Raw genomic sequence first — 20,625 nt, 5'->3', positions numbered from 1 at the left:
ACCGTCGGAGGGCCGGGAGGCTGGTGATCTCTCGCCCCTCGAAGGAATCGGTAGCTCCATGAAACGTCGACACATCGCGCTGCTGGCCGCCGCATCGGTGGCCGCCTCGGCACTCCTGGCAGGCGCGCCTGCCCTGGCCGTGACAGGAAGCGCGCGGGTCCTCCCCGCCCGCGAGGTGGGCGCGGTACGGGGCGACGGCCCGTCCTCGGTCGAGAACGGTCTGGTGACCAGGCTCAAAGGGGTGCCCGGGACGTTCGTGGCGGGCGGTGCCTGGGAGGAGTTCGACCTGGTGCTGGACAACATCTCGCAGGGAGAGATCTCCGACTTCGCCTCGGACATGCAGGTGATCACCCTCTTTCCCGGTCCGGCCCTTCATCCGTCGCACATGAACGTTCAGGCCCGGTCCGGCGGTTCATGGGTCGATGCGAAGCTGGTGGACATGGGGCCGCAGGACGTGGATGTGGAACTCCCCGTTCGCCCCATGGTGTTGCCGCCGGGGAAGACCACCATTCGGCTGAGAATGAAGTTCTCCGCCGACGCCCCGTCGGTCGAGCTGTACCTCGGCCCCCAGCCCGACGAGCACCATGCCACCGGAGACGAGGACTACTGGGTGGCCGCGCAGCTCGTCCACCGCGATGCCCCGAGCCCGGAGCCGTCCACCGAGCCCGAGCCGTCCGCGGAGCCCGGCCCCGATCCGGATCCGTCCACCGGTCCTGGGCCCGACCCGTCCGCCGATCCGGGGCCGTCCACGGAGCCCGGCCCTGATCCCGACCCGTCCACGGACCCTGATCCCTCCGTCGGCCCCGACCCGTCCACGGACCCCGGCTCCGGCCCCTCCGCCACCCCCGGCCCCGCTCCCTCCGCACACCCCCTGCCCGCCCCGGAGTCCACGGGGAGCGACTCCGCGCTCTCCGGCGGTGCCGGTCAGGCGGCGGTGTCCGGTGCGGAGGGCGGTGCCGAGGGTGGAGGGCTCGCCCATACGGGGAGCAACGCCGCGACGAAGTGGGCGCTCGGCGCAGGCGGGACGCTGATCGTCCTGGGAGCCGGTCTCGCCGTCGCCGGACGCCAGGCCAGGAGGCGGCGCGCCCATAGGTGACCCCTCGCCCGCCGCCCCTTCCCCCCATACCCCGTCCCGGCCCAGCTCGGGCAGCACCGCCTCCGCGCCTGCACCCGCGGAGGGCATGCAGCCCCTGGGCCGGGGCGGCCCCCGGCCGACAGGGTCCGGCGGCTGGCTGGGCCCGGAGGACCGGCCGTCGCCCGACATGCGGTGGCGGGTCGGCCGACAGAGACTCGGAACGGATCCCCGGGGACGCCCGTCCCCGGCCGGGCAGAGGAGGAGCGCAGCACCATGACCACATCGATCAGCGACCCGGTGGTGGAGAAGTTCGTCGCCGCCGTCAACGCGGGCGACGAGACCGCCTTCACCGCCGTCCTCACCGAGGACGCCACGATGTCCGACGACGGCAGCGAACGGGATCTGGCGGCCTGGACGGAGAAGGAGATCTTCTCCCCGAAGGCGAACGGCCGCATGAAGGTCGTCGATGCCTCGGACGACGGCCGCACGCTCGTCGTCGACTACACGAACGACACCTGGGGCACGATGCGGACGCGCTGGGTCTTCACGGTCACCGGCGACCGCATCAGCCGCTTCGAGACGGGCCAGGCACCCGCCTGAGCCCTCCGGGTCCTCTGAGCCCCCTGGGCCCCTGAGCCGGGTGGGCCGCGTCATCCGTCCCGCGGCCACGGCCGTAGCTTCTCCGGGTTGCGGACCACCCAGATGTGGGCCCCGCACCTGCCGCCGGGCGGAGGCGGCAAGCTGCTTGCAGGCCGCAGGGATCCGGCCGAGGACGCCGGCGATCTCGGCGAAGGGGTGGCGGAAGACGTGGTGCAGGACGAACGCCACCCCCGCTCGACGGGCGTCCTCGGCCGGAGTCCGGGGAACTGCTGCACAGTGTCGGGGCGCGGGTGATGTACGGGGCGACGCGGCTGAGGTCCGGCGGGCCCGCCCCCCCCGTACGTCAGGGCCGGTCGATCCGGTAGAGGTGGTGGGCCGGGTCGTCGACGGGGTTGTCCGGTTCCAGGTCGCCCGAGGCGATCCGCAGCAGCCCGGCCTTCTCCAGCGCCCGCCAGGACGCCCGGTTGGCCGCCACCACGGGCACGAGGACGCAGGTGGCCCGGGGGTGGTTGTGCCAGATCGACCTGAGGGCCGACCGGATCATGCGCGGGCCGAGTCCCTGGCCCACCAGCTGCGGATCACCGATCAGATAGTCGATGGTCAGGGCCTCGGCAGGGACCTCGATCAAGGGGGCCAGCTCCGCCACGTACTCCGGGTAGTCGGCCAACCGGCAGTACTGCAACAGGCCGACCGGGGTGCCATCCAGGTGGGCGAGCAGCACCTCCGCAGGCTCCTCGCGCCGGACGGCCGGCCCGAAGTCCCGCTCCACCGCCTCCGGTGACGTTTCGTGGTTCCACCACCGGGCGACGTGCGGCTGCTCCAGCCACGAGATCAGCAAGGGGAAGTCGTCCTCGGCGAGCCTGCGCCAGGTGATCATCGTGACTCCCTTCGTACCTGTCTCCAGGTCACTCCAGCCAAGTCACTCCAGAGCCTAGCCTCCCCGCCAGGTGTCCTCACCGGTCGTGCGCGAAAGCAAGCGTCTCCGCTCGACCAGCACGGTTGTCCAGCCGTTCTCCTGTCCGAAACTCGTTCTCGATCGCGTACCTGTGCGTGCCCTGCGTTAATCTCTCGGGGCGCGGAAGCGGAACGCAGAGGGGCAGGGGGAGTCGTGTCGCATTCGGAGCGCTGGCAGGAAATGTTCGGGCTGACCGGCGAGGGGACCGCGATGAGGGTCGCCTCGGCGGCGGCCTCCGCCCCCGGGCCCGGGGCGGCCGGAACCGGGAACCTCAAGCACAGCAAGGGGCCTTGGACCAGCGCCTCCGGCACCGCCGGTGACCTGCGCACCAGGACGGAGACGAGCCGGTCGACTCTCCGGCGCGGCCATGAAGGCGTCGAGGCGGGAACCGTCGGCCTCAGCTCCGTGACCGCCCTCAAGAGTGTGCTGACGTCCTGGGAGGACCGCCTCCGGTCGGTACGGGACGAGTGCGAGCACCTTGAAGGGGCCCTGCTGACGGTCGCCAAGGAGATGGGGGAGGCGGAGGCGGCGGTCGAGAAGTCCTTCAAGGGTGTCCGCGTCACCGGCAAGGCGGACGAGAAGCGATGAGGCGATGACCGGAACCCTCACCTGGCAGCAGTTGCGTGATCTCAAGACCTCTGAGCTGACGGAGGCGGGCGACAAGTGGCACGAGGTCTCGGGCCGCTCGGCCTCCGACCGCGTACGGGTCGACCGCGCGATGACCGCGAAGATCACGGAGACCCAGGAGAGCGACGCGGCGACGGCGGCTGCCGGCAGGCTCCGGCGCCTGAGTCGCAACTTCCAGTACCTCCAGTCCGAGTGCGGGCTCGTCCGTACGGCGCTCAACGGGCTCGCGGGCGACCTCGTCGGCCCCCAGAACCAGTTGAAGCGGGCCCTGGCGGACGCGGCCGCCCTGAACTTCACCGTCCACGAGGACGGTTCCGTCAGCTACCCGGCAGCCCAGGTCGAGGACCTGGCCGGGGCGGAGCAGGAGGCTCCGGGTGGCAGGTCCCAGGGCAGCTCCCGCCTCCCGCTGGAACCGCCGGCCCTCGGCTCGCCGGGGCAGCCGTCGCTCTACCCCGGCTACTCCGGGTCCGGCTTCCGGCCGGTAAACCCCAACGCGGCGAAGGCGCAGGACGTGGCCGACCGTATCGCCCGCGCCGTACGGTCCGCGCGGGAGATCGACGCCCGTTACGCGAAGACCCTCAACGGCCTCAAAGCGGAGAAGGGACTCGACGTCACGGCGGCCACGCTGAAGGACGTGGCCCGCGACACCGCCGACGTCCGTTCCACCGCCGGAAAGCACCTTGCCGAGGGCATCCCGCAGGACAAGAGCCCCGCCGAGCGCAAGAAGTGGTGGGACGGCCTGGCCGACGAACAGCGGCAGGAGTACCTGAAGGTCGCACCCGACCTGATCGGGGGCCTGGACGGCGTCCCGGCGGCGATCCGCGACGAGGCGAACCGCACCTACCTGCCGGTCCTCATCGAGGAGATGGGGCACCGGGGCGGCGACGACGTGAAGACCAAGCTCGACGCCCTCCGCATGATCCAGGGCAAGCTGGACGAGCCCAGCCACCCGCCCATGTTCCTCCTCGGCATCGGGGACGAGGGCAACGGGCGCGCGATCGTCTCGTACGGCAACCCCGACACCTCCCGGCATGTCGCGGCGTACGTTCCGGGGCTCGGTACCAAGCTCGACAACGAGTTCGTGGACGACACGATGAAGCGGGCTCAGGACACGGCCAAGGGGGCTCAGCGTCTTGACCCGTCCACTGCCTCGATCATCTGGCTGGGCTACGACGCACCGCAGCACGTGGACGTGATGTCGAAGGGCGATGCGCAACGGGGCGCTCCGGCCTACAACGAGTTCATGGCGGGCATCTCGGTGACCAACGGGAACGCGGACCCTCATGTGACAGCGATCGGGCACTCGTACGGGTCCCTCACCGTGGGCACGGCCGCCAAGCAGTCCGGCGGCATTCCGGGCGTCGACGACGTGATCCTGCTGGGCAGCCCCGGCGTGGACGCGCAGAAGGCGACGGAACTCGGTGTGGGCAGGGACCATGTGTTCGTCGGCGCCGCCGACAACGACCCGGTCACCCATCTGCCCACGAAGGGCGAGGTAGCGCTCGGTTGGGGACTCGGAGGTCCGACGGGGGTCAGGGTGGGACGTGACCTCTTCGATGTCGGCAACGACGATCTGTACTTCGGCAAGGACCCGGCGAGCGCGGCCTTCGGAGCCCAGCGCTTCGAAGTCGACGACGGCCCCAGGATGATCCTGGAAGGCGGGCTGTTCGAAGCCCACTCCCAGTACTTCGATCCGGCGAAGGATCAGGAGTCGGCGGCCAACATTGCCAGGATCGTCAGCGGACGCTCCGAGGAGATCGTGAGGGAGGACCATCGATGAGGCACATCACACGGACCACTCGCCTGGCCTGTGCGATGGCTGTGGTCGGCGCGCTACTCGCCGGGTGCGGGCTGCTGGGCGGGGACACGAACGGGAAGGGAGCGTTGGCAGGCATGGACATGCAGGGAGCGGCGGAGCGCGCCGACGGGATGTTCTACGCGACCGTCGGAGCGATCAAGCCGGAGATCGAATGGGCTCACGACACCACGACGACTGGCAGTTGCGACGTGACGCGCTATTGGAAGGTGATGACGGTCGTCTCCGAACAGCGTCGCGGCAACTTCCTCGGCCTGGTCGAACGTTTCTGGAAGGCGAACGACTACCGGATCAAGATGGTGAACCCGAGCAAGGAGATGCCCGAGATCATCGCCACGTCCCCGGACGGCTTCGGCATCTTGGTCCTCTTCGGCTACAAGGGACAGGCCTTCTTCGAGGTCACCAGTCCCTGCGTGGACAAGTCGAAGGTCGCCCCGCCCACGAAGGTCGCCAACGGCCGTGCGTACGAGGGCGAGATCCCCACCCCCAACGTCCACTCCGACTTCTGGTCCGCCGAGACCCCGGTACCGGGGCCCACCCCCTCCTCCTGACCTCGGGGACGTGCTCAGGACGCGGCGAACTCCACGAAGGACGTCCAGGTGGCGGGGGAGACGGCGAGCGCGGGGACGGTGAGGTCCTTGGAGTCGCGGACGTGGACGGTGTGGGGGCAGGTGGCCACCTCGACGCAATCGCCGCCCTCGCTGCCGCTGTAGCTGGACTTGAACCAGTGGAGGTCGGTGCTCATAGTTCCTCTGCCATCTTCTCGACTTTTTCCAGCGTCCTTTCCGGAGTGTATGCCTGGGCCCGGGTGACGCCATACTTGCCGAACAGGTTCCCCAACTGCGGTTGTTCGGTGACGAAGAAGCTGCCGCCCTGTCCCTCGATATAGGCGAGCTGCTGGCGCTTGTCGGTCTCCAGGAGGACGAAGGAGCCGTCCAGTGCCGCATGGTCCTCGCGGTACGGGTCCATCAGCTGGATGCGTACGGGCCGGAGCCGCGCCACGTCGGCGAGGTGGTGAAGCTGGGCCTTCATGACGCGGCGGCCGCCGATCGGACGGGTCAGCACGATCATCTCCAGGACGAAGCTGATGTCGGGCAGCGGCCTGCGGGACAGCAGCTTCTGTCGTTCGAGGCGTGCGGCGACCTTCGCTTCGATCTCGTCGTCGTCGAAGGTTGGGTACTGCCCCGTAAGGACGGCCCGCGCGTATGCCTCCGTCTGGAGCAGGCCGGGCATGACGTGGTTCTCGTACTCGTGCCGGGCCCATGCCTTCCCTTCCTCTTCCGCGAACGGCGTGAACCAACCGGGCAGCGGATTGCGCTGCTTCGTCTGCTTCGGGGGCTTCGGTGCCGCGACGATCAGCGCACCTTGTGCATCCAGCACCTCGTCCGCCCGCTGTACGAAGACGCCCTTCGGCGGTCGCGCGCCCCGTTCCACCATCGCCACTTGGGACTTGGAGTAGCCGATGCGCCTGCCCAACTGCTCCTGCGACAGTCCGGCCCGCTCGCGGAAGTGCCGGAGCAGCAGGCCGAACATCTCGGCGGCCGTCTCGGCCTGATCACTGGAGTGCACGGGTCACCTCGTCTGTACACCACTGTTCACAACCTGCTGGTGACCCTGGTCACGGTACGTGTCCGCCGCAACGCTGAGCGCATGGAACTTCGAGATTCACTGGATCCGGTGCCGTCCTGGATCCCCGCCTCCGGCCACGCCCTGCGCCATGTGGGCATCCACTTCGACGCCGTACGGGCCATCGGCATGCTCGGTGAGGAAATCGCGTACGAGGTCATGCAGTTCACCGATTTCCATGCCGGGCCCATCGTTCGCTCGGGCGTCGGGGAGCGGAGCATGTACTTCCTGGTGGCGCCCGGTGCGGCCGCCGGCCATCGGTGGCCGCCCGGCGTGGAGGCGATGAGCCGGAGTGCGCGCGGGGAGGCGTTCGTGGGGGTGCCCGCGTTGGACGGGGTGACCTGGCCGCTGGACTGGCGGTCGCGGCCCACGGCGGAGGACCCGTTCGTGGATGCGGCGCTGCTGCACGAGATGGCCTGGCTGCGGGTGCGGGAGGGTGCGAGGTGAAGGAGTGAACCGGCGGCGGACCTGAGTCATCAGGTTGCGGTACCGTAGGCGTGACATCACGCTCTGTGCGTGCACGCCTACCGATATATGCGCGCGTGTATAGGGCGGTCCCCGGCGGTGTAACAGCACCGGCTCGGGGACCTACACCACTAGTGGAAGGCACATCCACCCGCGATGATTTCGCATGTTATCCCGCCCTCCCGGGGCTACACGAAGGTCTGCAACAGTCTGGTGCGCCAGCCGCGTCTGGGCAGTGACGCGAAGATCCTCATCATGTACGTGCAAGGGCTGCCCGAAGGGGATCGCGACAAGGCCCTCAGCGAGCATGCCCGCAAGCTCGACATCAACGGGCGGCGGTACCAGAAGGCCAAGGCCGAGCTGGTCGCGTCCGGCTATCTGCACGAGCGTCGGGAAGCCGCATCCGGTGGGCGGTGGCGGACCGTGCAGATCTTCTCCAACTGCCCGCTGACCGACGATCAGGTCGCGCGGCTGCGGGCCGGGGTTCCGGCCGATGGGTACGAGGTGCTGGAAGCCGTCCCTGCTCCGAGTGGGCACTTTCCGACCGTCGGCGCTCCGAGGGCCCGGGTGGTCGGTGGTCTTTTACCCGCGGACGGAGAACCGGGGAAGAACTCATCCCACCCACCCACCGAAGCGCGCGAGGACGTGGACGGCGCGGAGTCGTCGGCGGAGGACTCCGACGGGGGCGGTGGTGCTGCCTCCCGGTCCGCCGAAGTGGTCGCCGCCGAGCGTGTGTTGCTCTCCCTCCGGCATGAGCAGCGCCAACTGCATCTCGGCGTGCGTGAGGCCCGTACGCTCGCCGGGCTCGCCGCCGAGTGGTTGCGGCGGGGTGTCACCGCTGCCGACCTGCGGCGGGCGCTGTGCGGTGGGCTGCCGCCGGACGGGGTCCGGTCGGCGGTGGGGTTCCTGGCGCACCGGCTCCGGGAGAAGCTGCCCGCGGCGCCCGTCGAGGACCCGGCGCCGCCGCCGTTCCTGCCGCCGCCCGAGCTGATCCCCTGCGCCGGGCCGGGGGAGGAGCACCTGTTCCGACCTCCGGTGCCGTGGGCCACCACCTGCGGGCCGTGCCATCGGGAGGAGCAGCGCGCGTTCTGGGCGGGCATGCGGGAGGGGGCCGGGGAAGCCTCCGAGCCGCTGCCGTGGCGGGAGCGGTTCGCCGCCCTCGCGGAGGGGGAGGCGGACAGTCCCTGACCGTCCTGTTCCCGCCTGCGTACTGTGGCCTGGTGGCAGACGGGGGCGGGGGCACGGGCAGGGACGAGTGGTGGGAGCTGCTGCCGGTCGGCATCCGCCGCCAGGTCGACGGGTATGTGCTTCAGGACAACCGTATGCAGGCCCTGCGTGTCGTCCACGAGGTCGGGCGCGCCCGTGGGCTGGGGCTCCATGAGGCCCAGATCCTGGTCCACGACCGCTACCTGCACCATGGGGACCGCGTCGCCCGCACTCCCGACAGCCCTCTGGACGTGGAGTCCCTGGCGGCCCGTGCCGCCGGGTGTCCCGGGCGCGTCGTGGCGATCGAGGCGGTGTGGGACGGGGACACCGTTCACGACTGGTTCGTGTGCCTGATGGCGATCACCGCCGATCCGGTCGGCGAGCGTTGTCTGGCCACCGTCTACCGGGATGCGGCGGTGCGGTACTTCGGGGAGGGGGAGGCTCCGGGGGCCCTCCATCCCTCGGCTGCCGCCGCTGACCGCAGTGGCAGGGCCCTGGCCGCCCGCCTCACCGTCCCCTTCCACTTCGCGAGTCCGGGCACCCCGGATGACCAGGCGCCCCGCTGGCGGGGCTAGGGCCTCTCGTTCGGATCATGCTGGACGGGCGCCGGTCCGGGGAGCCGGGCGGCGCGAGCGGTGAACCGGGGCGGCCCGCCCGGATCAGTGGTGCCACGCGTCACCCTGCACGTTGTGGATCATGCGCTGGAGGACCTTGAGGGTGCGGGCGTACTCTTCGTCCGGAATGCCCTCGTGTACCTGGCGGCGCAGCTCCGACTGCCGTGCCGCCGCACGGGAGTACAGCTCCGCGCCCGACTCGGTCCGCAGCAGGTGCCCGGCCGCGTTCTGGGACACCAGGCCCCGGGCGACGAGGCTGTCGATGTCGCCGGGCAGGTCGTCGTCGGGGCCCGGATAGTAGCTGAGGAATTCGATCAGTTCCGTGCGGTCCCAGCCCTTCGGGCGCTCGCTGAGGTGGTGCAGGACCCACCAGGCGGGCTGGGTCAGACCGAGGACGCCGAGCGCGGTCCGGATGTTCTGGACGACGGCCTGGCCGGCAGCGCTGGCCCAGTATCCGATGGGCTGGGCGACGAGGTCGGCATCGTCGTGGGAGGGGGTGAAGAGGGCTGAGGTGCTGCTCGAAGTGGTCATGGGAAGAACGTAGAAACTCAACCTGACTTGAGGTCAAGCGCCTTGGGGTGGCGAGTCGGGCCGGACGGCCGACGGGCGGACTTGTCCGGTTGCTCGTGTCGGGCCGCCGGGCGCTGGGGCGGCGAACGACCAGGCGTCAGCCCTACGACGCCACGAGTGCGACCCCAGGAGTCAACTAGGCCGGGTCCGGGCGCTCTTGTAGGGCTTTCGCGACGACGTCGTGGATGAGACGGTCGCCGGGAGCACGGTTCTCCATGAGGCGGGAGAGGTCGTCGGGGCCGAACCAGTCGTATGCGGTGTGCTTGGACCATTCCAGGGCGGGGCGGTCCAGGTCACCGTCGACCTCGACGAGGTAGTCGGCCTCGTGCCGTGTTCCGCCCCCGTCGTCGCCGGTCCACGTGGAGATCCCCAGGAGGCGCCGGACGCGGCGCAGACGCCAGCCGGTCTCCTCCTCGACCTCGCGGGCCAAGGCCTCCAGGAGGGTTTCGCCGGGCTCGACGTGGCCGCCGACGATGCCCCAGCAGTCGGGGAAGAGCCGCCGGGCAGGGCTGCGCTTCTGGGCGAAGGCGTGGCCGTTCCCATGGAGGATGACGGCCCCGACGGCCCACACCTCGCCGTCGGCGGGCGCAGGGATCTCGACGTCGTCGTCCACGGTCATGCGGTGCTGATCGTCCGGCATGTCCTCACTGTAGGACCGTGTCCCGCCGCCGGCCCGGGGGTCGACCGACAACGCCGGTCGGCTGTTCCGGCACCGAAGCCCCGACGGCAGGGAGGCCGAGCTGAAGGCGGTCCGTGGCGACCGCCGCCTCCCAGCCCCCCTCTGGGGGTCAGCGGGCCGGGAGGATGCCTTCCGCCTGGGCGACGTGGGTGCAGGCCATGGCTGCGGCTGTCATCCCGAGCCGGTCGAGTACGTCGATGGATTCCAGCAGGATGCGGGCGTCGGCTTCCGCCATGGCGTTGCCGCAGCGGTCGCGTTCCGCCAGGTCCCCGGGGGCCGTGGCGGTGCGTAGCGCCGCCACCCGGGTGGCCAGGGCGTCGCGGGACGCCTCCATGGCGGCGATGGTGCGCACCGCGCGGGCGATGTCCTCATCGGTCAGGTCGTTCATGCCCTTCCAGACGGCGTCCGTCCGCCTTTCGTCACGCTGCCGCCCTCGTCTGTGAGGGAGGACACGGCCGCACGGCGCCGGGTGCTGCCCCGGGCCCGCGCGGATCGGCGGGCAGGTGCGCCCTGGGCGGGGAACGGTCCGGGGGCGGGGTGCGGGCCCGGTGGCTGTGCTGGTGGCCGACGCGGGGCGGTCCTCACGCCGCGCCGGACGGAAGTCCCCGGTATCGCGCGCGATGATTTCCTGCGTAGCGGAGAGTCCTTACAGCGTCGTCGTCAACCTCGTGGTCCACCTGGGAGGAACACATGGCTCAGCTCTTGCGGGTCCAGAACTTCTGCGTCTCGAGCGACGGGATCGCGGCAGGTGAGAACCAGACCCTGGAGCGGCCCTTCGGGGACGTCGAGCCGGGGGAGCTGTTCGCCTGGGCCGGGGCCACGGCGAGCTGGCCGATGCGGACCGATCCCGGGGGGAGCCGAGGGCTGGACGACTACTTCACGCGGGACTACGCCCGCAACATCGGGGCCGAGATCATGGGCCGCAACAAGTTCGGGCCCCAGCGCGGCCCCTGGCCCGAGGACCCGTGGCGCGGGTGGTGGGGCGATGAGCCTCCGTTCCGTACGCCGGTGTTCGTCATGACCCACCACGAGCGCCCCTCGTTCACGCTCTCCGACACCACGTTCCACTTCGTCGGCGGCGAACCGGCCGAGGTGCTCGCGCAGGCCCGGGAGGCGGCCCGGGGCAAGGACGTCCGGCTCGGTGGCGGGGTCACCACCGTCCGGGAGTTCCTCGACGCGGACCTCGTCGACACGCTGCATGTGGTGGTATCGCCGTTGACCTTCGGGTCCGGGCTGCGGCTCTGGGACTCGCCCGACGAACTGCTCGACCGGTTCCACCTGGAGGTCGTGCCCAGCCCGAGCGGGGTGACGCACCACCTGTTCTGGCGGAGGTGAGGACCGGGGGCGTCGTTTCTTGGGCGGGGCCGGTACGGGGGTGGGTGCGAGGGTGGGTGTGGTTGTGCCGCATTGACCTCGGGCATCCGGCGCAAGCAAGATCCCTGGTGTGAAACCTGACATACCTCCTTCGCCCTGGGACCCGCCCGCGTCCTCGCCCGCGTCCTCGTCCTCGCCTACGCCCTCGTCGTCGTGGCCCTCGGCGCCGGCCGCCGGGCCCACGGGGAGTACCGGGCCTGCCTGGCAGCAGCCGCCCGCAGGGCCCACCTGGCAGCAGGGGTGGCCGCAGCCGCCCGGGGGTGGCTGGCCGCAGGGGCAGCAGGGGTGGCAGGGGCACCCCGGGTGGCAGGGGCCGCCCGGTGCCGTTCCGCCGGCCGGGCCCGTACGTGCCGAGGCCGGGTCGCGCTACGACCAGCAGGGGCGTAACGGGCAGGGCGGGCGGTTCGGGTGGCTCGGGGAGCTGTCGCTCGTCGTGCTTCTGCTCTTCGTCGGCATCGTGGTGGTCACCGGTCTCGCCGCCGTCCTCGCGGAGGTGCTGGACGCGGGGCCCGACTCCCCCGACAGCGAGGTGTTCTTCACGGACCCCGTCGCCGACATGGCCTTCCAGCTCGTCGGCATCGCCATCGGGATCCCTGTGGTCCTCTGGGGCGCCCGGTATCTGGGCCGACGGCCCGCCGGGACCGTCTCCTCGGTCCTCGGGCGGTTGCGGTGGAAGTGGCTCGGGCTGTGCGCCGCCGTCGCCGTTCCGATGATCATCGTCCAGTTCGGCATCATGATCGCCTGGACCTGGGGCGAGGAGTCCGCCGAACCGGCCGGGGACGGCTTCCCCGGCTGGACCGCGTTCCTGGTGAGCCTCGCCGTGCTCGGGGCTCTGGTGCCGTTCCAGGCGGCGGCCGAGGAGTACGTCTTCCGGGGCTGGCTCGTCCAGGTGATCGGGCGGGCCGTACGGTCGCCCTGGCCCGCCGTCGTCATCGCCTCGCTGCTGTTCGCCCTGGCCCACGGGTTCGGTGAGCTGTCCGGGTTCATCCTGCTCTTCTACTCGGCCCTCTGGTGGGGGTGGCTGGTCATCCGGACCGGTGGCCTCGAAGCCGTCATCACCATGCACGCCGCCAACAACCTCCTCGCCTTCGGCCTCGCCGCCGGTTTCGGTGAACTCGCCTCCACCGAGACGGCCGCCGACGCGCCCTGGCAGGCCATGGCCGTCGAGTTCGTCTTCGCGCCGCTGTACTGCCTGGTGATGGCCCGCATCGCGGACCGGCGGGGGGTGGCGCGGGTCAGCCCTGGGGAGGGGCCTCGTACTGGAGCTGGGACGGAGCTCGCGGCTGGGCCTGCGGCTGCACCTGGGCTTGCGGCTTCGCACGCGTCCACTCCGGGGCCCGTGCCTGGGCCTGCGGCTGCTCCTGCGTATGGGCCGGAGCCCGTGTCCGCGCCCGAGTCCGGGCCGGAGCGTGCACCTGGGCCGGGGTCAGGGCCCGCGCCCGAGTCCGGTCCGGAGCCTGCGCCCGGTTCTCGCGTCGAGCCCTAGCCCGTATCGGGCCCGTGCCGGTCTCCCCGTCCCCCACCCCTTACGGCCCGTCGAGTGCCGTCGGGCGCAGGCGGGAGGGGCGGGGGCGGGGTGCAGGCCGGTTCGTACGGATCGCGATGCGGTCAGAACCGTACGGTCAACTGCGCCTGCACATGCGCCCGGAGCACTCCCGCCATGTCCGTCGTGCAGTCGCTGATCAGCCACTGGATCTGGAGGCCGTCCATCAGTGCGATGAACTGCTGGGCGGCGGCGGCCGGTTCGACGCCGTCGCGCAGTTCGCCCGTCTCCCGGGCCTGGGCGTAGGCGCGTTCGGTGTTGGCGACCGACGTACGGTAGCGGGCCTCGAAGTACGCGTGGGCCGGGTGGTCGGGGGAGGTGGCCTCCGCCGCGACCACCGAGAACAGCTCGACGATCCCGCGCCGCTTGGCGTTCAGCTCCGCGAGGTCCACCAGCCGGCGCAGATGGTCGACGCCCCGGGTGACGCCGAGCGCCAGCCACTCGTCGTCCACGTCGTCGCGGCGCTGGAGCACCGCGAGCAGCAGGGCCTCCTTCGTCGGGAAGTGGTGCAGGAGGCCCGGGTGGGAGATGCCGCAGCGGGTGGCGATGACGCGGAGCGAGGCGCCCCGGTAACCGGCCTCGCCGAACAGGGCCATCGCCTGGTCGAGGATCTCGGTCCGCTTGGCCCGGCCCTTGGCGTAGCCGCCCCGCGTTCCCGAGGTCACGTGCGTTCACCCGCAGTCATCGGACGCCTCTCCCGCCTCTCCCGCTTCTTCCGCTCGGCCCCGGATCCGCCCCGGACCCGACGCCCCAGATTCTCACAGGGCCGAATACGTACCACTTCAATCCTTACCAAGTGGTCGGTATTGAGCGTACGGTACTGCGGAGTGCCGTCGTGAAAGGAACTCCCGTGGGCCTGCAGCCGCCGTACCTCGACCCCGCGCTCCCCGTCGCGGACCGGGTCACCGATCTCCTGGGCCGTATGACGCTGCCCGAGAAGGTCGGCCAGATGCTCCAGCTCAACGCCAAGGAGGGCGTGCGGCACCTCGTGGAGGACCTGCACGCGGGATCGATCCTGCACGCCTCGCCGGAACGGGTGCTGGAAGCCGCCGCGCTCACCGCCGAGACCCGGCTGCGCATCCCGCTGCTCGTCGCGGAGGACTGCATCCACGGCCACTCCTTCTGGGAGGGCGCCACGATCTACCCGACGCAGCTCGGCATGGCGGCCACCTGGGACGCCGGGCTGGTCGAGCGGATCGCGCGGGCGACGGCGGTGGAGGTCGCGGCGACCGGGGTGCACTGGACGTTCTCGCCAGTCCTCTGCATCACCCGGGACCTGCGCTGGGGCCGGGTGGGCGAGACCTTCGGCGAAGACCCGCACCTGATCGGGGAGTTGGCCTCCGCGATGGTGCGCGGCTACCAGGGCGACGGGCTCGACGACCCGACCGCGATCCTCGCCTGCGCCAAGCACTTCGCCGGGTACTCCGAGACCCAGGGCGGCCGGGACGCCAGCGAGGCCGACATCTCGCGGCGCAAGCTGCGCTCCTGGTTCCTGCCGCCGTTCGAGCGGGTCGCCAAGGAGGGGTGCCGGACCTTCATGCTCGGCTACCAGTCCATGGACGGCGTGCCGATCACCGTCAACGAGTGGCTGCTGGGCGAGGTGCTGCGCGGCGAGTGGGGGTACACCGGCACGCTGGTCACCGACTGGGACAACGTCGGCCGCATGGTCTGGGAGCAGAAGATCTACGCCGACTACGCGCAGGCCTCGGCGGCGGCCGTCCGCGCGGGCAACGACATGGTGATGACGACGCCGAAGTTCTTCGAGGGCGCCCAGGAGGCGGTGGCGGAGGGCATGCTCACGGAGGCGGAGATCGACGCCGCCGTACGCCGCATCCTGACGCTCAAGTTCGAACTCGGCCTCTTCGAGAACCCCCGCCACCCCGATCCCGCCCGGCAGACCGCGTTCATCGGCAGCTCCGCGCACGCCGCACTCAACCTGGAGGCGGCCCGCCGCTCGCTGGTGCTGCTGACCAACGACGGCACGCTGCCTTTCGCGGGTGGCCTGGAGGCGAATGGAGGGGGTCGGGCCATCGGCCCCGGTCCCCGTACGGTCGCTGTCGTCGGCCCCAACGCCGATGACGCGCAGACCCAGTTGGGCGACTGGGCGGGCTCCTCCGGGCAGGCGGACTGGCTCCCGGACGGGCAGCCGCGCGCCATGATCCGTACCGTCCTCGACGGCTTCCGGGAGAAGGTGCCCGCCGACTGGACCGTCTCGTACGCGCCCGGCGCCCGCATCCTCGACGTCGGGCCCGACCCGGAAGGGGCGTTCTTCCCCGACGGGCAGCCGCGTCCCGAGGTCGTCGTCCCGGCCGCCCCCGATCCGGCGATGGTCGCGGAGGCGGTGGCCGCCGCCGAGGCCGCCGACCACGTGGTCGCCGTCGTCGGGGACCGGATCGAGCTGATCGGTGAGGGGAAGTCCACGGCGACCCTCGAACTCGTCGGCGATCAGGTGGCGTTGCTGGACGCGCTGGCGGCGACGGGCAAGCCGCTGGTCGTCGTGGTCATCAGCTCCAAGCCGCTGGTCCTGCCGCCCTCCGCCCTCGGCGCGGCCGCGATCGTCTACGCGGCCAACCCGGGGATGCTCGGCGGCACGGCGGTCGCGGAGCTGCTGCTCGGCCTGATCGAGCCGACCGGCCGGCTCCCGCTCTCCTTCGCCCGGCACGCGGGGCAGCAGCCGACGTACTACAACCAGGTGCGCGGCCAGCACGGCACGCGGTACGCGGACCTCACGCAGAGCCCGGCGTTCGCGTTCGGGGAGGGGCTGAGCTACACGACGGTCACGTACACCGGACTCGAGCTGCTGACGGGTGTCGTCGAGCCGGACGGGACCGTACGCGCCCGGGTGACGCTCACCAACACCGGTTCCCGGCCCGCGCTGGAGACGCTCCAGGTGTACGTGAGCGACACGGTGACGTCGGTGACCTGGGCGGAGAAGGAGCTGAAGGCGTACGAGCAAGTGACCCTGGAGCCCGGGGAGTCCCGTCAGGTCTCGATCGAACTCCCCGTCTCCGTCTGTACGTTGGTGGACGCGCGGGGACACCGTGTCGTGGAGCCGGGGCGGTTCGAGCTGCTGGTGGGGCCGTCGTCGCGGGACGAGGCGCTGCTGCGGGCGGAGTTCACGGTGAAGGGCTGATGCGGGGTGAGGGGTTGTGGCGATTCACCCTGAAAGGCCGAGCCGATTCACGGTGATGGGTTGATGCGGGAGGGGCGCTCGGTCGGGGTGGAGGAGGGGGTGGACGGTTCGGAAGGTTCGGAAGGCTCGGAAGGTTCGGGGGCCTCCGGCGGCGGTGCCGGGGTCCGGGCCGCCCGCTGGCCGAGCACCACCCCGCACAGCGTGAGCACGAGGCCGATGACCTGCCGCCCCGAGAGGGTCTCACCGGCGAGCAGCAGCCCCAGCAGCACCCCCGTCACGGGGTTGAGCAGCCCCAGCAGGCCGACCGTCCCGGCCGGCAGATGCTTCAGCCCCAGGAACCAGGCGGCGAACGCGATCGCCGTCGCCACCACGGCGAGATAGACGAACCCGAGGAGCGCTGGCCCGTCGAGCACGGGCGGTGCCCCCTCCACCAGGGCCGCGCACGGCAGAAGGAGCAGCCCGCCGCCGAGCAACTGCCAGCTGGTGGCGGCGAGTACGTCCACCTCGCCGCTCCACCGCTTGGCCAGGACATAGCCGTACGAGGACATCGCCATGGCCCCGACGGAGGCGAGCACGCCGATCGCGTCCACCGAACCGGCGGCCGTGAAGACCATCAGGCAGACGCCCGCGACCCCGGTCGTGGCCCCGGCGAGGTGCTTCCAGCCGGGGCGCTCACCGACCAGCGGCCAGGCCAGCATCATCATGAAGAGAGGTGCGAGCGCCATGATGATCGACGCCAGGCTGGTAGGGAGGCGCTGCGCCGCCACGTAGACGAGGGCGAAGAAGCCGCTCATGTTCAGGGCGCCGAGCACCAGGGACTTCCACCACCAGCTGCCGTGCGGCAGCTTCCGGCAGAGGGCCAGGAGCAGGAGCCCGGCGGGGACCGCGCGGAAGGCGGCGCCGTACAGGGGATGGGTCTCGGGCAGATACTCGCGTGTGACGAAGTACGTCGTGCCCCAGGCGACGGGGGCCACCGCCGTGACCAGCGACCATTTCAGGTTACCTTCCATGGAAGCTATTATGCCTTCCATGGAAGGTAATTCTCGGGATGCGGTTCCGGAAGGTGCGGGGCTCGACCATGTGGCCCGTATCCAGGCCGAGTGGGCGCGGGAGCGGCCGGACGTGGACGTGTCCCCGCAGGCGGTCATCGGCCGGCTGCACCGCCTGGGCCGCCTCCTGACCGACCGCCTCGACGTCGTCTACGCGGCCCACGGTCTTTCCGAGGGCGAGTTCGACGTGCTGGCCGCGCTGCGCCGGGCGGGGGAGCCCTTCGAGCGGGCGCCGGGCGAGCTGGCCGCGCACACGATGGTCACCACGGGGGCGATGACCAAGCGGATCGACCGCCTCCAGCGCGCCGGCCTGGTGGACCGGCGCCGCTCGGCGGCGGACGGCCGGGGCCGGGTGGTCGCGCTCACCCCGGCGGGCCGGTCCCTGATCGACCGGGCGTTCACCGACCACATGCGCAACGAGCGCGGTCTGCTGGACGCGCTGGACCCGGAGGAGGCGGCGGAGCTGGAGCGGCTGCTGACGGTGTGGCTGGGGAGGGTGGAGCCGTCGACGGGTACGGAGGGGCGGGGCTAGGAGTGTCTGTCCGGATCGGGCCGGGCGCCCTGATCCGATCTGATCCAATCTGATCGGATCTGATCCGGCCTGATCCGGGCGGAGGGCCCCTGGGTGGGCGCGTCGCGGCGACGCTTCTGCCGCGGATGTGAGCACCGCCCCACTCAAACTCCGTTTCGATCCCTCTCGGGGACGCGCCGAGAAGAAGCGTTTCGGCGTGCGGGCATTCCCCCGTACGGGTGTGGCGCGGCACTCCCGTGGCTCCTGGGGCGCGCACAATGGGGCGGCGGTTCGTGCAGAGGTGCCGAGGCCCTCTCCCGCACCTTGCGCTGTAGGAGGACCGGTGGCGGATGGCTGGGCGGTTCAGCGGACGGGGCCCGGTGACCAGGCCCGCACCCAGGCGAGGGAACAACTGCTGGACGCCGCACGGGAGCTGTACGGGGTCGCCGGCTACCGGGAGACCTCCGAGGCGGACCTCTGCGAGGCGGCCGGCGTCACACCCGAGGTGCTCCGGCAGGAGTACGGGACCCGTGAAGGGTTGCTCATCGCCTTGCACAACCGGGTCACCACCATCGGCCTGCGGGCCATGGAGGCCGAACTGCTCGCCGACGGCATGGACGAGTGCTCGATCGCGGATCGGGTCCGGCGCCTCTTCGACGCGTACGTGGGGGCCGTCACCCGCGATCCGCGCGAGGCCCGGGTGACCTTCGTCGAGGTGCTCGGGGTCAGCGCGGTGGTCGACGAGCACTGCAAGCTCTGGCGGGCCCTGTGGACGGAGTTCCTCACGGGCGAGGCGGAGCGGGCGGTGGAGCGGGGCGAGGCGGAGGACCGGGACCACCGGGTCGACGTCATGGTCATGGTCGGTACGGTCCACGAACTGATGGCCCACCACACCCGCCGCAGCCGCAGGGCCCGCCCGGAGGAGGTCTCGCGCGAGCTGACGGAACTGGCGCTGACGATGCTGGGGTCGCAGCGGGTGGGGTGAGGGGGCCCTTGCTCCGTCCGGGCCGCCGGGAGCGTGTGCCGGGCGTGCGGCCTCTTGCTTCGCCCCGGCCGCGGGGAGCGTGTGCCGGGCGTGCGGAAGGCCACCGGGGGAGCCCCTGGTCGGGGGCGGCTGTGGCCGGTGGCCTTCGTGGTGCGGCGTGTTGCTCGCTCCGGTCTGCTGTCTCCGGATGCGGAGTGTCGCTCACTTCGGTCTGCTCACTCCGGGTGAGGTGGGCGCCCGTTCGGCGCCTGCCTGTTCGGCTCCCCGTCCGTGCGAGAGCCCGTCACCCGGAGGGGGGTCAGCACTTGTTGGGCACGTTGCCCGTCTGGTTCCCCTTCAGCAGGCCGCCCCAGACCCAGTTCGTACCCGAGCCGAGCTTGACCCACTTGTTGTGGGAGATGCCGTACGCCGTCACATGCTGGCCGTTGTCCCAACAGATGGCGCTGAAACGGTAGTCGGCCTCGACGGTGTACTTCAGGGCGCACTGGTTGGACGCGCAGCCACGGACGTTCGCCCTGGTCCACGTGTAGACCCACGTATTGGCGGCGATCACGTCGGAGGTCGCCACCGGGGCCTGCCGTTCGGCGGGCGCGGTCGCCGCGGCGGCGGGAGCGACCATGCCCGCGGCGGCCAGCATCCCCGCCGCGACCGTCGTGATGATCTTGGTTCTCGTTCGCATGAGAAGAATCCCCCTGTTGGTCATGATCTGCCGGGATATCCAGCACCAAAGACGCTATTCGACGCCGGTCCGCCCGGTTAGTCATGTACTGGCCAATGAGCGACGGGGAAGGCGGCGCTCCGCTCCATCCCGACCGGAATCGGGGGTGCGGGCGTCTGGGCAGGCGGCCTTTCCGTAAGTGGGGCAGGCGGTCGGCGGGGCGCCGACGGGTGATCGATTGGCCCTGGGCGTGCGGGGGAGTGCGTCCCTCCGCCCGGCTGTCCATCACTTTTGTGGCGTGAGCATGTCGAGAGTGGCGTGGCGGTGCGGGCGTGGCCGAATTCCTCGGCAACCCCCTCCCGGCCCGCCCCCTCCTGGGGTTCGTCCCGCTCAGGCCGTGACCCGCCCCGCTCAGGCCGAGACCGGCTCCGCGTGCTGCTGTGCGTACGGCCCGCCCACGCCCCACGCCCGGTGCAGCGTGTCGGCGAAGGTGGCGGCCAGGAGGTGTTCGCCGGTCGGGCCGGGGTGGGTGCCGTCGTACGTGTCCGTGTGGATGTCGTAGCCCGGCGGGGTGGGGGCCAGCAGGAGCGGGGAGGCGGGGGTGTCCAGGTCGGTGACGGCCCGGGCCAGCAGGTCGTTGAAGCGGGCGCAGGACGCGGCGAAGGGGGCGTCCGACTCGGCCCGGATGTTGGGTATCACCGGGAGCAGGACCATCCGGACGCGCGGGTTCGCCGTGCGGGCGGCCTCGATGAACGCGCGGGCGTTGGCCGCCGTCTGCCCGGCGTCCGTGTAGAACCCGAGGTCTATCAGGCCCAGCGAGACCAGCAGCACGTCCGCCTCCGCCTCGCGCACCGCGTCCGCGATGACCGGGGCCATGTGCAGCCACCCCTCGCCCCACCCCGCCAGGTGCCGGCGCGCGGCGGGCGGGAAGGACGGGTCGGCGTACGCGTGGGAGAGCGGGGCGTCCGCCCCGGGGTCGTACAGCGTCGTCCGCGGCCCGACGATCTCGTACGAGCCCGGGCAGACCGCGTCGAGGTGCTGCCACAGCCGGTAGCGCCAGGTGAAGTCGCCGGTGGCGCCGATGGTCATGGAGTCGCCGACCGGGAGAAAACGCATGGCGTCATCATGGCCGATCACGG

The 20,625-nt window shown here is 71.3% G+C and carries 23 protein-coding genes; 13 read left to right on the top strand and 10 right to left on the bottom strand.

Going from position 1 to position 20,625, the window contains the following annotated elements; genetic code table 11:
- The first annotated feature begins 58 nt into the window (after positions 1-58).
- Both DJ476_RS14280 and DJ476_RS14275 read left to right on the top strand, forming a co-directional pair.
- Positions 59-1,096, top strand: a complete 1,038-nt coding sequence (locus DJ476_RS14280; protein ID WP_112490684.1) for a hypothetical protein — start codon at positions 59-61, stop codon at positions 1,094-1,096.
- A gap of 252 nt (positions 1,097-1,348) precedes the next feature.
- Complete coding sequence (locus DJ476_RS14275; protein ID WP_028416904.1) at positions 1,349-1,675, top strand: nuclear transport factor 2 family protein; 327 nt, start codon at positions 1,349-1,351, stop codon at positions 1,673-1,675.
- Between the two features lie 343 nt (positions 1,676-2,018).
- On the opposite strand, the gene DJ476_RS14265 is transcribed toward DJ476_RS14275, so the two are convergent.
- On the bottom strand, positions 2,019-2,552 hold the full coding sequence (locus DJ476_RS14265; protein ID WP_112490683.1) for a GNAT family N-acetyltransferase: 534 nt from the start codon (positions 2,550-2,552) through the stop codon (positions 2,019-2,021).
- Positions 2,553-2,783: 231 nt separating this feature from the next.
- On the opposite strand from DJ476_RS14265, the gene DJ476_RS14260 reads away from it, so the two are divergent.
- The 3 genes from DJ476_RS14260 to DJ476_RS14250 are packed head-to-tail and all read left to right on the top strand — an operon-like array spanning position 2,784 to position 5,624.
- Positions 2,784-3,218, top strand: a complete 435-nt coding sequence (locus tag DJ476_RS14260) for a hypothetical protein (protein ID WP_103419032.1) — start codon at positions 2,784-2,786, stop codon at positions 3,216-3,218.
- 4 nt (positions 3,219-3,222) lie between these two features.
- Entirely contained in the window at positions 3,223-5,037 is a 1,815-nt protein-coding gene (locus tag DJ476_RS14255; protein ID WP_112490682.1) for an alpha/beta hydrolase, read from the top strand.
- The gene (locus DJ476_RS14250; RefSeq protein WP_112490681.1) at positions 5,034-5,624 is read left to right on the top strand and encodes a hypothetical protein; all 591 of its coding nucleotides are present in this window, start codon (positions 5,034-5,036) and stop codon (positions 5,622-5,624) included. Before DJ476_RS14255 ends, DJ476_RS14250 begins: the two co-directional genes overlap by 4 nt.
- Before the next feature lie 14 nt (positions 5,625-5,638).
- Here DJ476_RS14250 and DJ476_RS14245 read toward each other — a convergent pair whose 3' ends face one another.
- Positions 5,639-5,818: a DUF397 domain-containing protein gene (locus DJ476_RS14245; protein ID WP_112490680.1), complete on the bottom strand. Its 180-nt coding sequence runs from the start codon at positions 5,816-5,818 to the stop codon at positions 5,639-5,641.
- On the bottom strand, positions 5,815-6,606 hold the full coding sequence (locus DJ476_RS14240) for a helix-turn-helix domain-containing protein (RefSeq protein WP_167480378.1): 792 nt from the start codon (positions 6,604-6,606) through the stop codon (positions 5,815-5,817). The genes DJ476_RS14245 and DJ476_RS14240 overlap by 4 nt, the downstream gene beginning before the upstream one ends.
- A gap of 117 nt (positions 6,607-6,723) precedes the next feature.
- Between DJ476_RS14240 and DJ476_RS14235 the strand changes: the two genes are divergently transcribed.
- The 3 genes from DJ476_RS14235 (at position 6,724) to DJ476_RS14225 (ending at position 8,945) form a co-directional block, all read left to right on the top strand.
- Complete coding sequence (locus DJ476_RS14235) at positions 6,724-7,146, top strand: hypothetical protein (protein ID WP_112490678.1); 423 nt, start codon at positions 6,724-6,726, stop codon at positions 7,144-7,146.
- Between the two features lie 174 nt (positions 7,147-7,320).
- Positions 7,321-8,352, top strand: a complete 1,032-nt coding sequence (locus DJ476_RS14230; RefSeq protein WP_103419037.1) for a hypothetical protein — start codon at positions 7,321-7,323, stop codon at positions 8,350-8,352.
- Positions 8,353-8,384: 32 nt separating this feature from the next.
- Positions 8,385-8,945 carry a hypothetical protein gene (locus DJ476_RS14225; protein ID WP_318294679.1) on the top strand — a complete coding sequence of 187 codons (561 nt, stop codon included), beginning with the start codon at positions 8,385-8,387 and terminating at the stop codon, positions 8,943-8,945.
- Between the two features lie 84 nt (positions 8,946-9,029).
- On the opposite strand, the gene DJ476_RS14220 is transcribed toward DJ476_RS14225, so the two are convergent.
- The 3 genes from DJ476_RS14220 to DJ476_RS14210 all read right to left on the bottom strand — a co-directional run bounded on the left by DJ476_RS14220 (position 9,030) and on the right by DJ476_RS14210 (position 10,621).
- Positions 9,030-9,515 (bottom strand): MarR family winged helix-turn-helix transcriptional regulator, encoded by a 486-nt coding sequence (locus DJ476_RS14220; protein ID WP_112490677.1) that lies wholly within the window; start codon positions 9,513-9,515, stop codon positions 9,030-9,032.
- A 175-nt stretch (positions 9,516-9,690) separates the two neighbouring features.
- Entirely contained in the window at positions 9,691-10,194 is a 504-nt protein-coding gene (locus DJ476_RS14215; protein WP_103419097.1) for an NUDIX hydrolase, read from the bottom strand.
- 148 nt (positions 10,195-10,342) lie between these two features.
- Complete coding sequence (locus DJ476_RS14210; RefSeq protein WP_103419039.1) at positions 10,343-10,621, bottom strand: hypothetical protein; 279 nt, start codon at positions 10,619-10,621, stop codon at positions 10,343-10,345.
- Between the two features lie 302 nt (positions 10,622-10,923).
- Between DJ476_RS14210 and DJ476_RS14205 the strand changes: the two genes are divergently transcribed.
- Both DJ476_RS14205 and DJ476_RS14200 read left to right on the top strand, forming a co-directional pair.
- Positions 10,924-11,568: a dihydrofolate reductase family protein gene (locus DJ476_RS14205; protein ID WP_112490676.1), complete on the top strand. Its 645-nt coding sequence runs from the start codon at positions 10,924-10,926 to the stop codon at positions 11,566-11,568.
- Between the two features lie 472 nt (positions 11,569-12,040).
- Positions 12,041-13,093, top strand: coding sequence for a CPBP family intramembrane glutamic endopeptidase (locus tag DJ476_RS14200; RefSeq protein WP_318294677.1), 1,053 nt, complete (start codon positions 12,041-12,043; stop codon positions 13,091-13,093).
- Between the two features lie 122 nt (positions 13,094-13,215).
- Here the strand turns inward: DJ476_RS14200 and DJ476_RS14195 are convergent, their stop codons facing one another.
- Entirely contained in the window at positions 13,216-13,815 is a 600-nt protein-coding gene (locus DJ476_RS14195; RefSeq protein WP_112490675.1) for a TetR/AcrR family transcriptional regulator, read from the bottom strand.
- A gap of 185 nt (positions 13,816-14,000) precedes the next feature.
- On the opposite strand from DJ476_RS14195, the gene DJ476_RS14190 reads away from it, so the two are divergent.
- Positions 14,001-16,283, top strand: a complete 2,283-nt coding sequence (locus tag DJ476_RS14190) for an exo-beta-d-1,3/1,6-glucosidase (protein ID WP_112490674.1) — start codon at positions 14,001-14,003, stop codon at positions 16,281-16,283.
- Positions 16,284-16,330: 47 nt separating this feature from the next.
- Here the strand turns inward: DJ476_RS14190 and DJ476_RS14185 are convergent, their stop codons facing one another.
- Positions 16,331-17,293: a DMT family transporter gene (locus DJ476_RS14185; protein ID WP_103419043.1), complete on the bottom strand. Its 963-nt coding sequence runs from the start codon at positions 17,291-17,293 to the stop codon at positions 16,331-16,333.
- Between the two features lie 19 nt (positions 17,294-17,312).
- Here DJ476_RS14185 and DJ476_RS14180 point away from each other — a divergent pair, with 19 nt between their 5' ends.
- Complete coding sequence (locus DJ476_RS14180) at positions 17,313-17,864, top strand: MarR family winged helix-turn-helix transcriptional regulator (protein ID WP_070199523.1); 552 nt, start codon at positions 17,313-17,315, stop codon at positions 17,862-17,864.
- A 322-nt stretch (positions 17,865-18,186) separates the two neighbouring features.
- A complete protein-coding gene (locus DJ476_RS14175; protein WP_103419044.1) occupies positions 18,187-18,828 on the top strand; it encodes a TetR/AcrR family transcriptional regulator in 642 nt (213 codons plus the stop codon).
- A gap of 298 nt (positions 18,829-19,126) precedes the next feature.
- On the opposite strand, the gene DJ476_RS14170 is transcribed toward DJ476_RS14175, so the two are convergent.
- On the bottom strand, positions 19,127-19,507 hold the full coding sequence (locus DJ476_RS14170; RefSeq protein WP_112490673.1) for a hypothetical protein: 381 nt from the start codon (positions 19,505-19,507) through the stop codon (positions 19,127-19,129).
- A 390-nt stretch (positions 19,508-19,897) separates the two neighbouring features.
- Positions 19,898-20,602, bottom strand: coding sequence for a GDSL-type esterase/lipase family protein (locus DJ476_RS14165; RefSeq protein ID WP_103419046.1), 705 nt, complete (start codon positions 20,600-20,602; stop codon positions 19,898-19,900).
- Between the last annotated feature and the right edge of the window lie 23 nt (positions 20,603-20,625).

Origin of the sequence: Streptomyces bacillaris (genome assembly GCF_003268675.1) — a bacterium.
Classification (GTDB): domain Bacteria; phylum Actinomycetota; class Actinomycetes; order Streptomycetales; family Streptomycetaceae; genus Streptomyces; species Streptomyces bacillaris.
This window is presented reverse-complemented; position numbering and strand designations above follow the sequence as displayed.

Coding starts and splice junctions, on each gene's coding strand:
- DJ476_RS14170 (WP_112490673.1), bottom strand. CDS start 19,507: ATGCGAACGAGAACCAAGATCATCACGACGGTCGCGGCGGGGATGCTG.
- DJ476_RS14280 (WP_112490684.1), top strand. CDS start 59: ATGAAACGTCGACACATCGCGCTGCTGGCCGCCGCATCGGTGGCCGCC.
- DJ476_RS14220 (WP_112490677.1), bottom strand. CDS start 9,515: ATGACCACTTCGAGCAGCACCTCAGCCCTCTTCACCCCCTCCCACGAC.
- DJ476_RS14255 (WP_112490682.1), top strand. CDS start 3,223: ATGACCGGAACCCTCACCTGGCAGCAGTTGCGTGATCTCAAGACCTCT.
- DJ476_RS14205 (WP_112490676.1), top strand. CDS start 10,924: ATGGCTCAGCTCTTGCGGGTCCAGAACTTCTGCGTCTCGAGCGACGGG.
- DJ476_RS14275 (WP_028416904.1), top strand. CDS start 1,349: ATGACCACATCGATCAGCGACCCGGTGGTGGAGAAGTTCGTCGCCGCC.
- DJ476_RS14215 (WP_103419097.1), bottom strand. CDS start 10,194: ATGCCGGACGATCAGCACCGCATGACCGTGGACGACGACGTCGAGATC.
- DJ476_RS14180 (WP_070199523.1), top strand. CDS start 17,313: ATGGAAGGTAATTCTCGGGATGCGGTTCCGGAAGGTGCGGGGCTCGAC.
- DJ476_RS14235 (WP_112490678.1), top strand. CDS start 6,724: ATGGAACTTCGAGATTCACTGGATCCGGTGCCGTCCTGGATCCCCGCC.
- DJ476_RS14250 (WP_112490681.1), top strand. CDS start 5,034: ATGAGGCACATCACACGGACCACTCGCCTGGCCTGTGCGATGGCTGTG.
- DJ476_RS14240 (WP_167480378.1), bottom strand. CDS start 6,606: ATGTTCGGCCTGCTGCTCCGGCACTTCCGCGAGCGGGCCGGACTGTCG.
- DJ476_RS14265 (WP_112490683.1), bottom strand. CDS start 2,552: ATGATCACCTGGCGCAGGCTCGCCGAGGACGACTTCCCCTTGCTGATC.
- DJ476_RS14230 (WP_103419037.1), top strand. CDS start 7,321: ATGATTTCGCATGTTATCCCGCCCTCCCGGGGCTACACGAAGGTCTGC.
- DJ476_RS14245 (WP_112490680.1), bottom strand. CDS start 5,818: ATGAGCACCGACCTCCACTGGTTCAAGTCCAGCTACAGCGGCAGCGAG.
- DJ476_RS14185 (WP_103419043.1), bottom strand. CDS start 17,293: ATGGAAGGTAACCTGAAATGGTCGCTGGTCACGGCGGTGGCCCCCGTC.
- DJ476_RS14210 (WP_103419039.1), bottom strand. CDS start 10,621: ATGAACGACCTGACCGATGAGGACATCGCCCGCGCGGTGCGCACCATC.
- DJ476_RS14165 (WP_103419046.1), bottom strand. CDS start 20,602: ATGCGTTTTCTCCCGGTCGGCGACTCCATGACCATCGGCGCCACCGGC.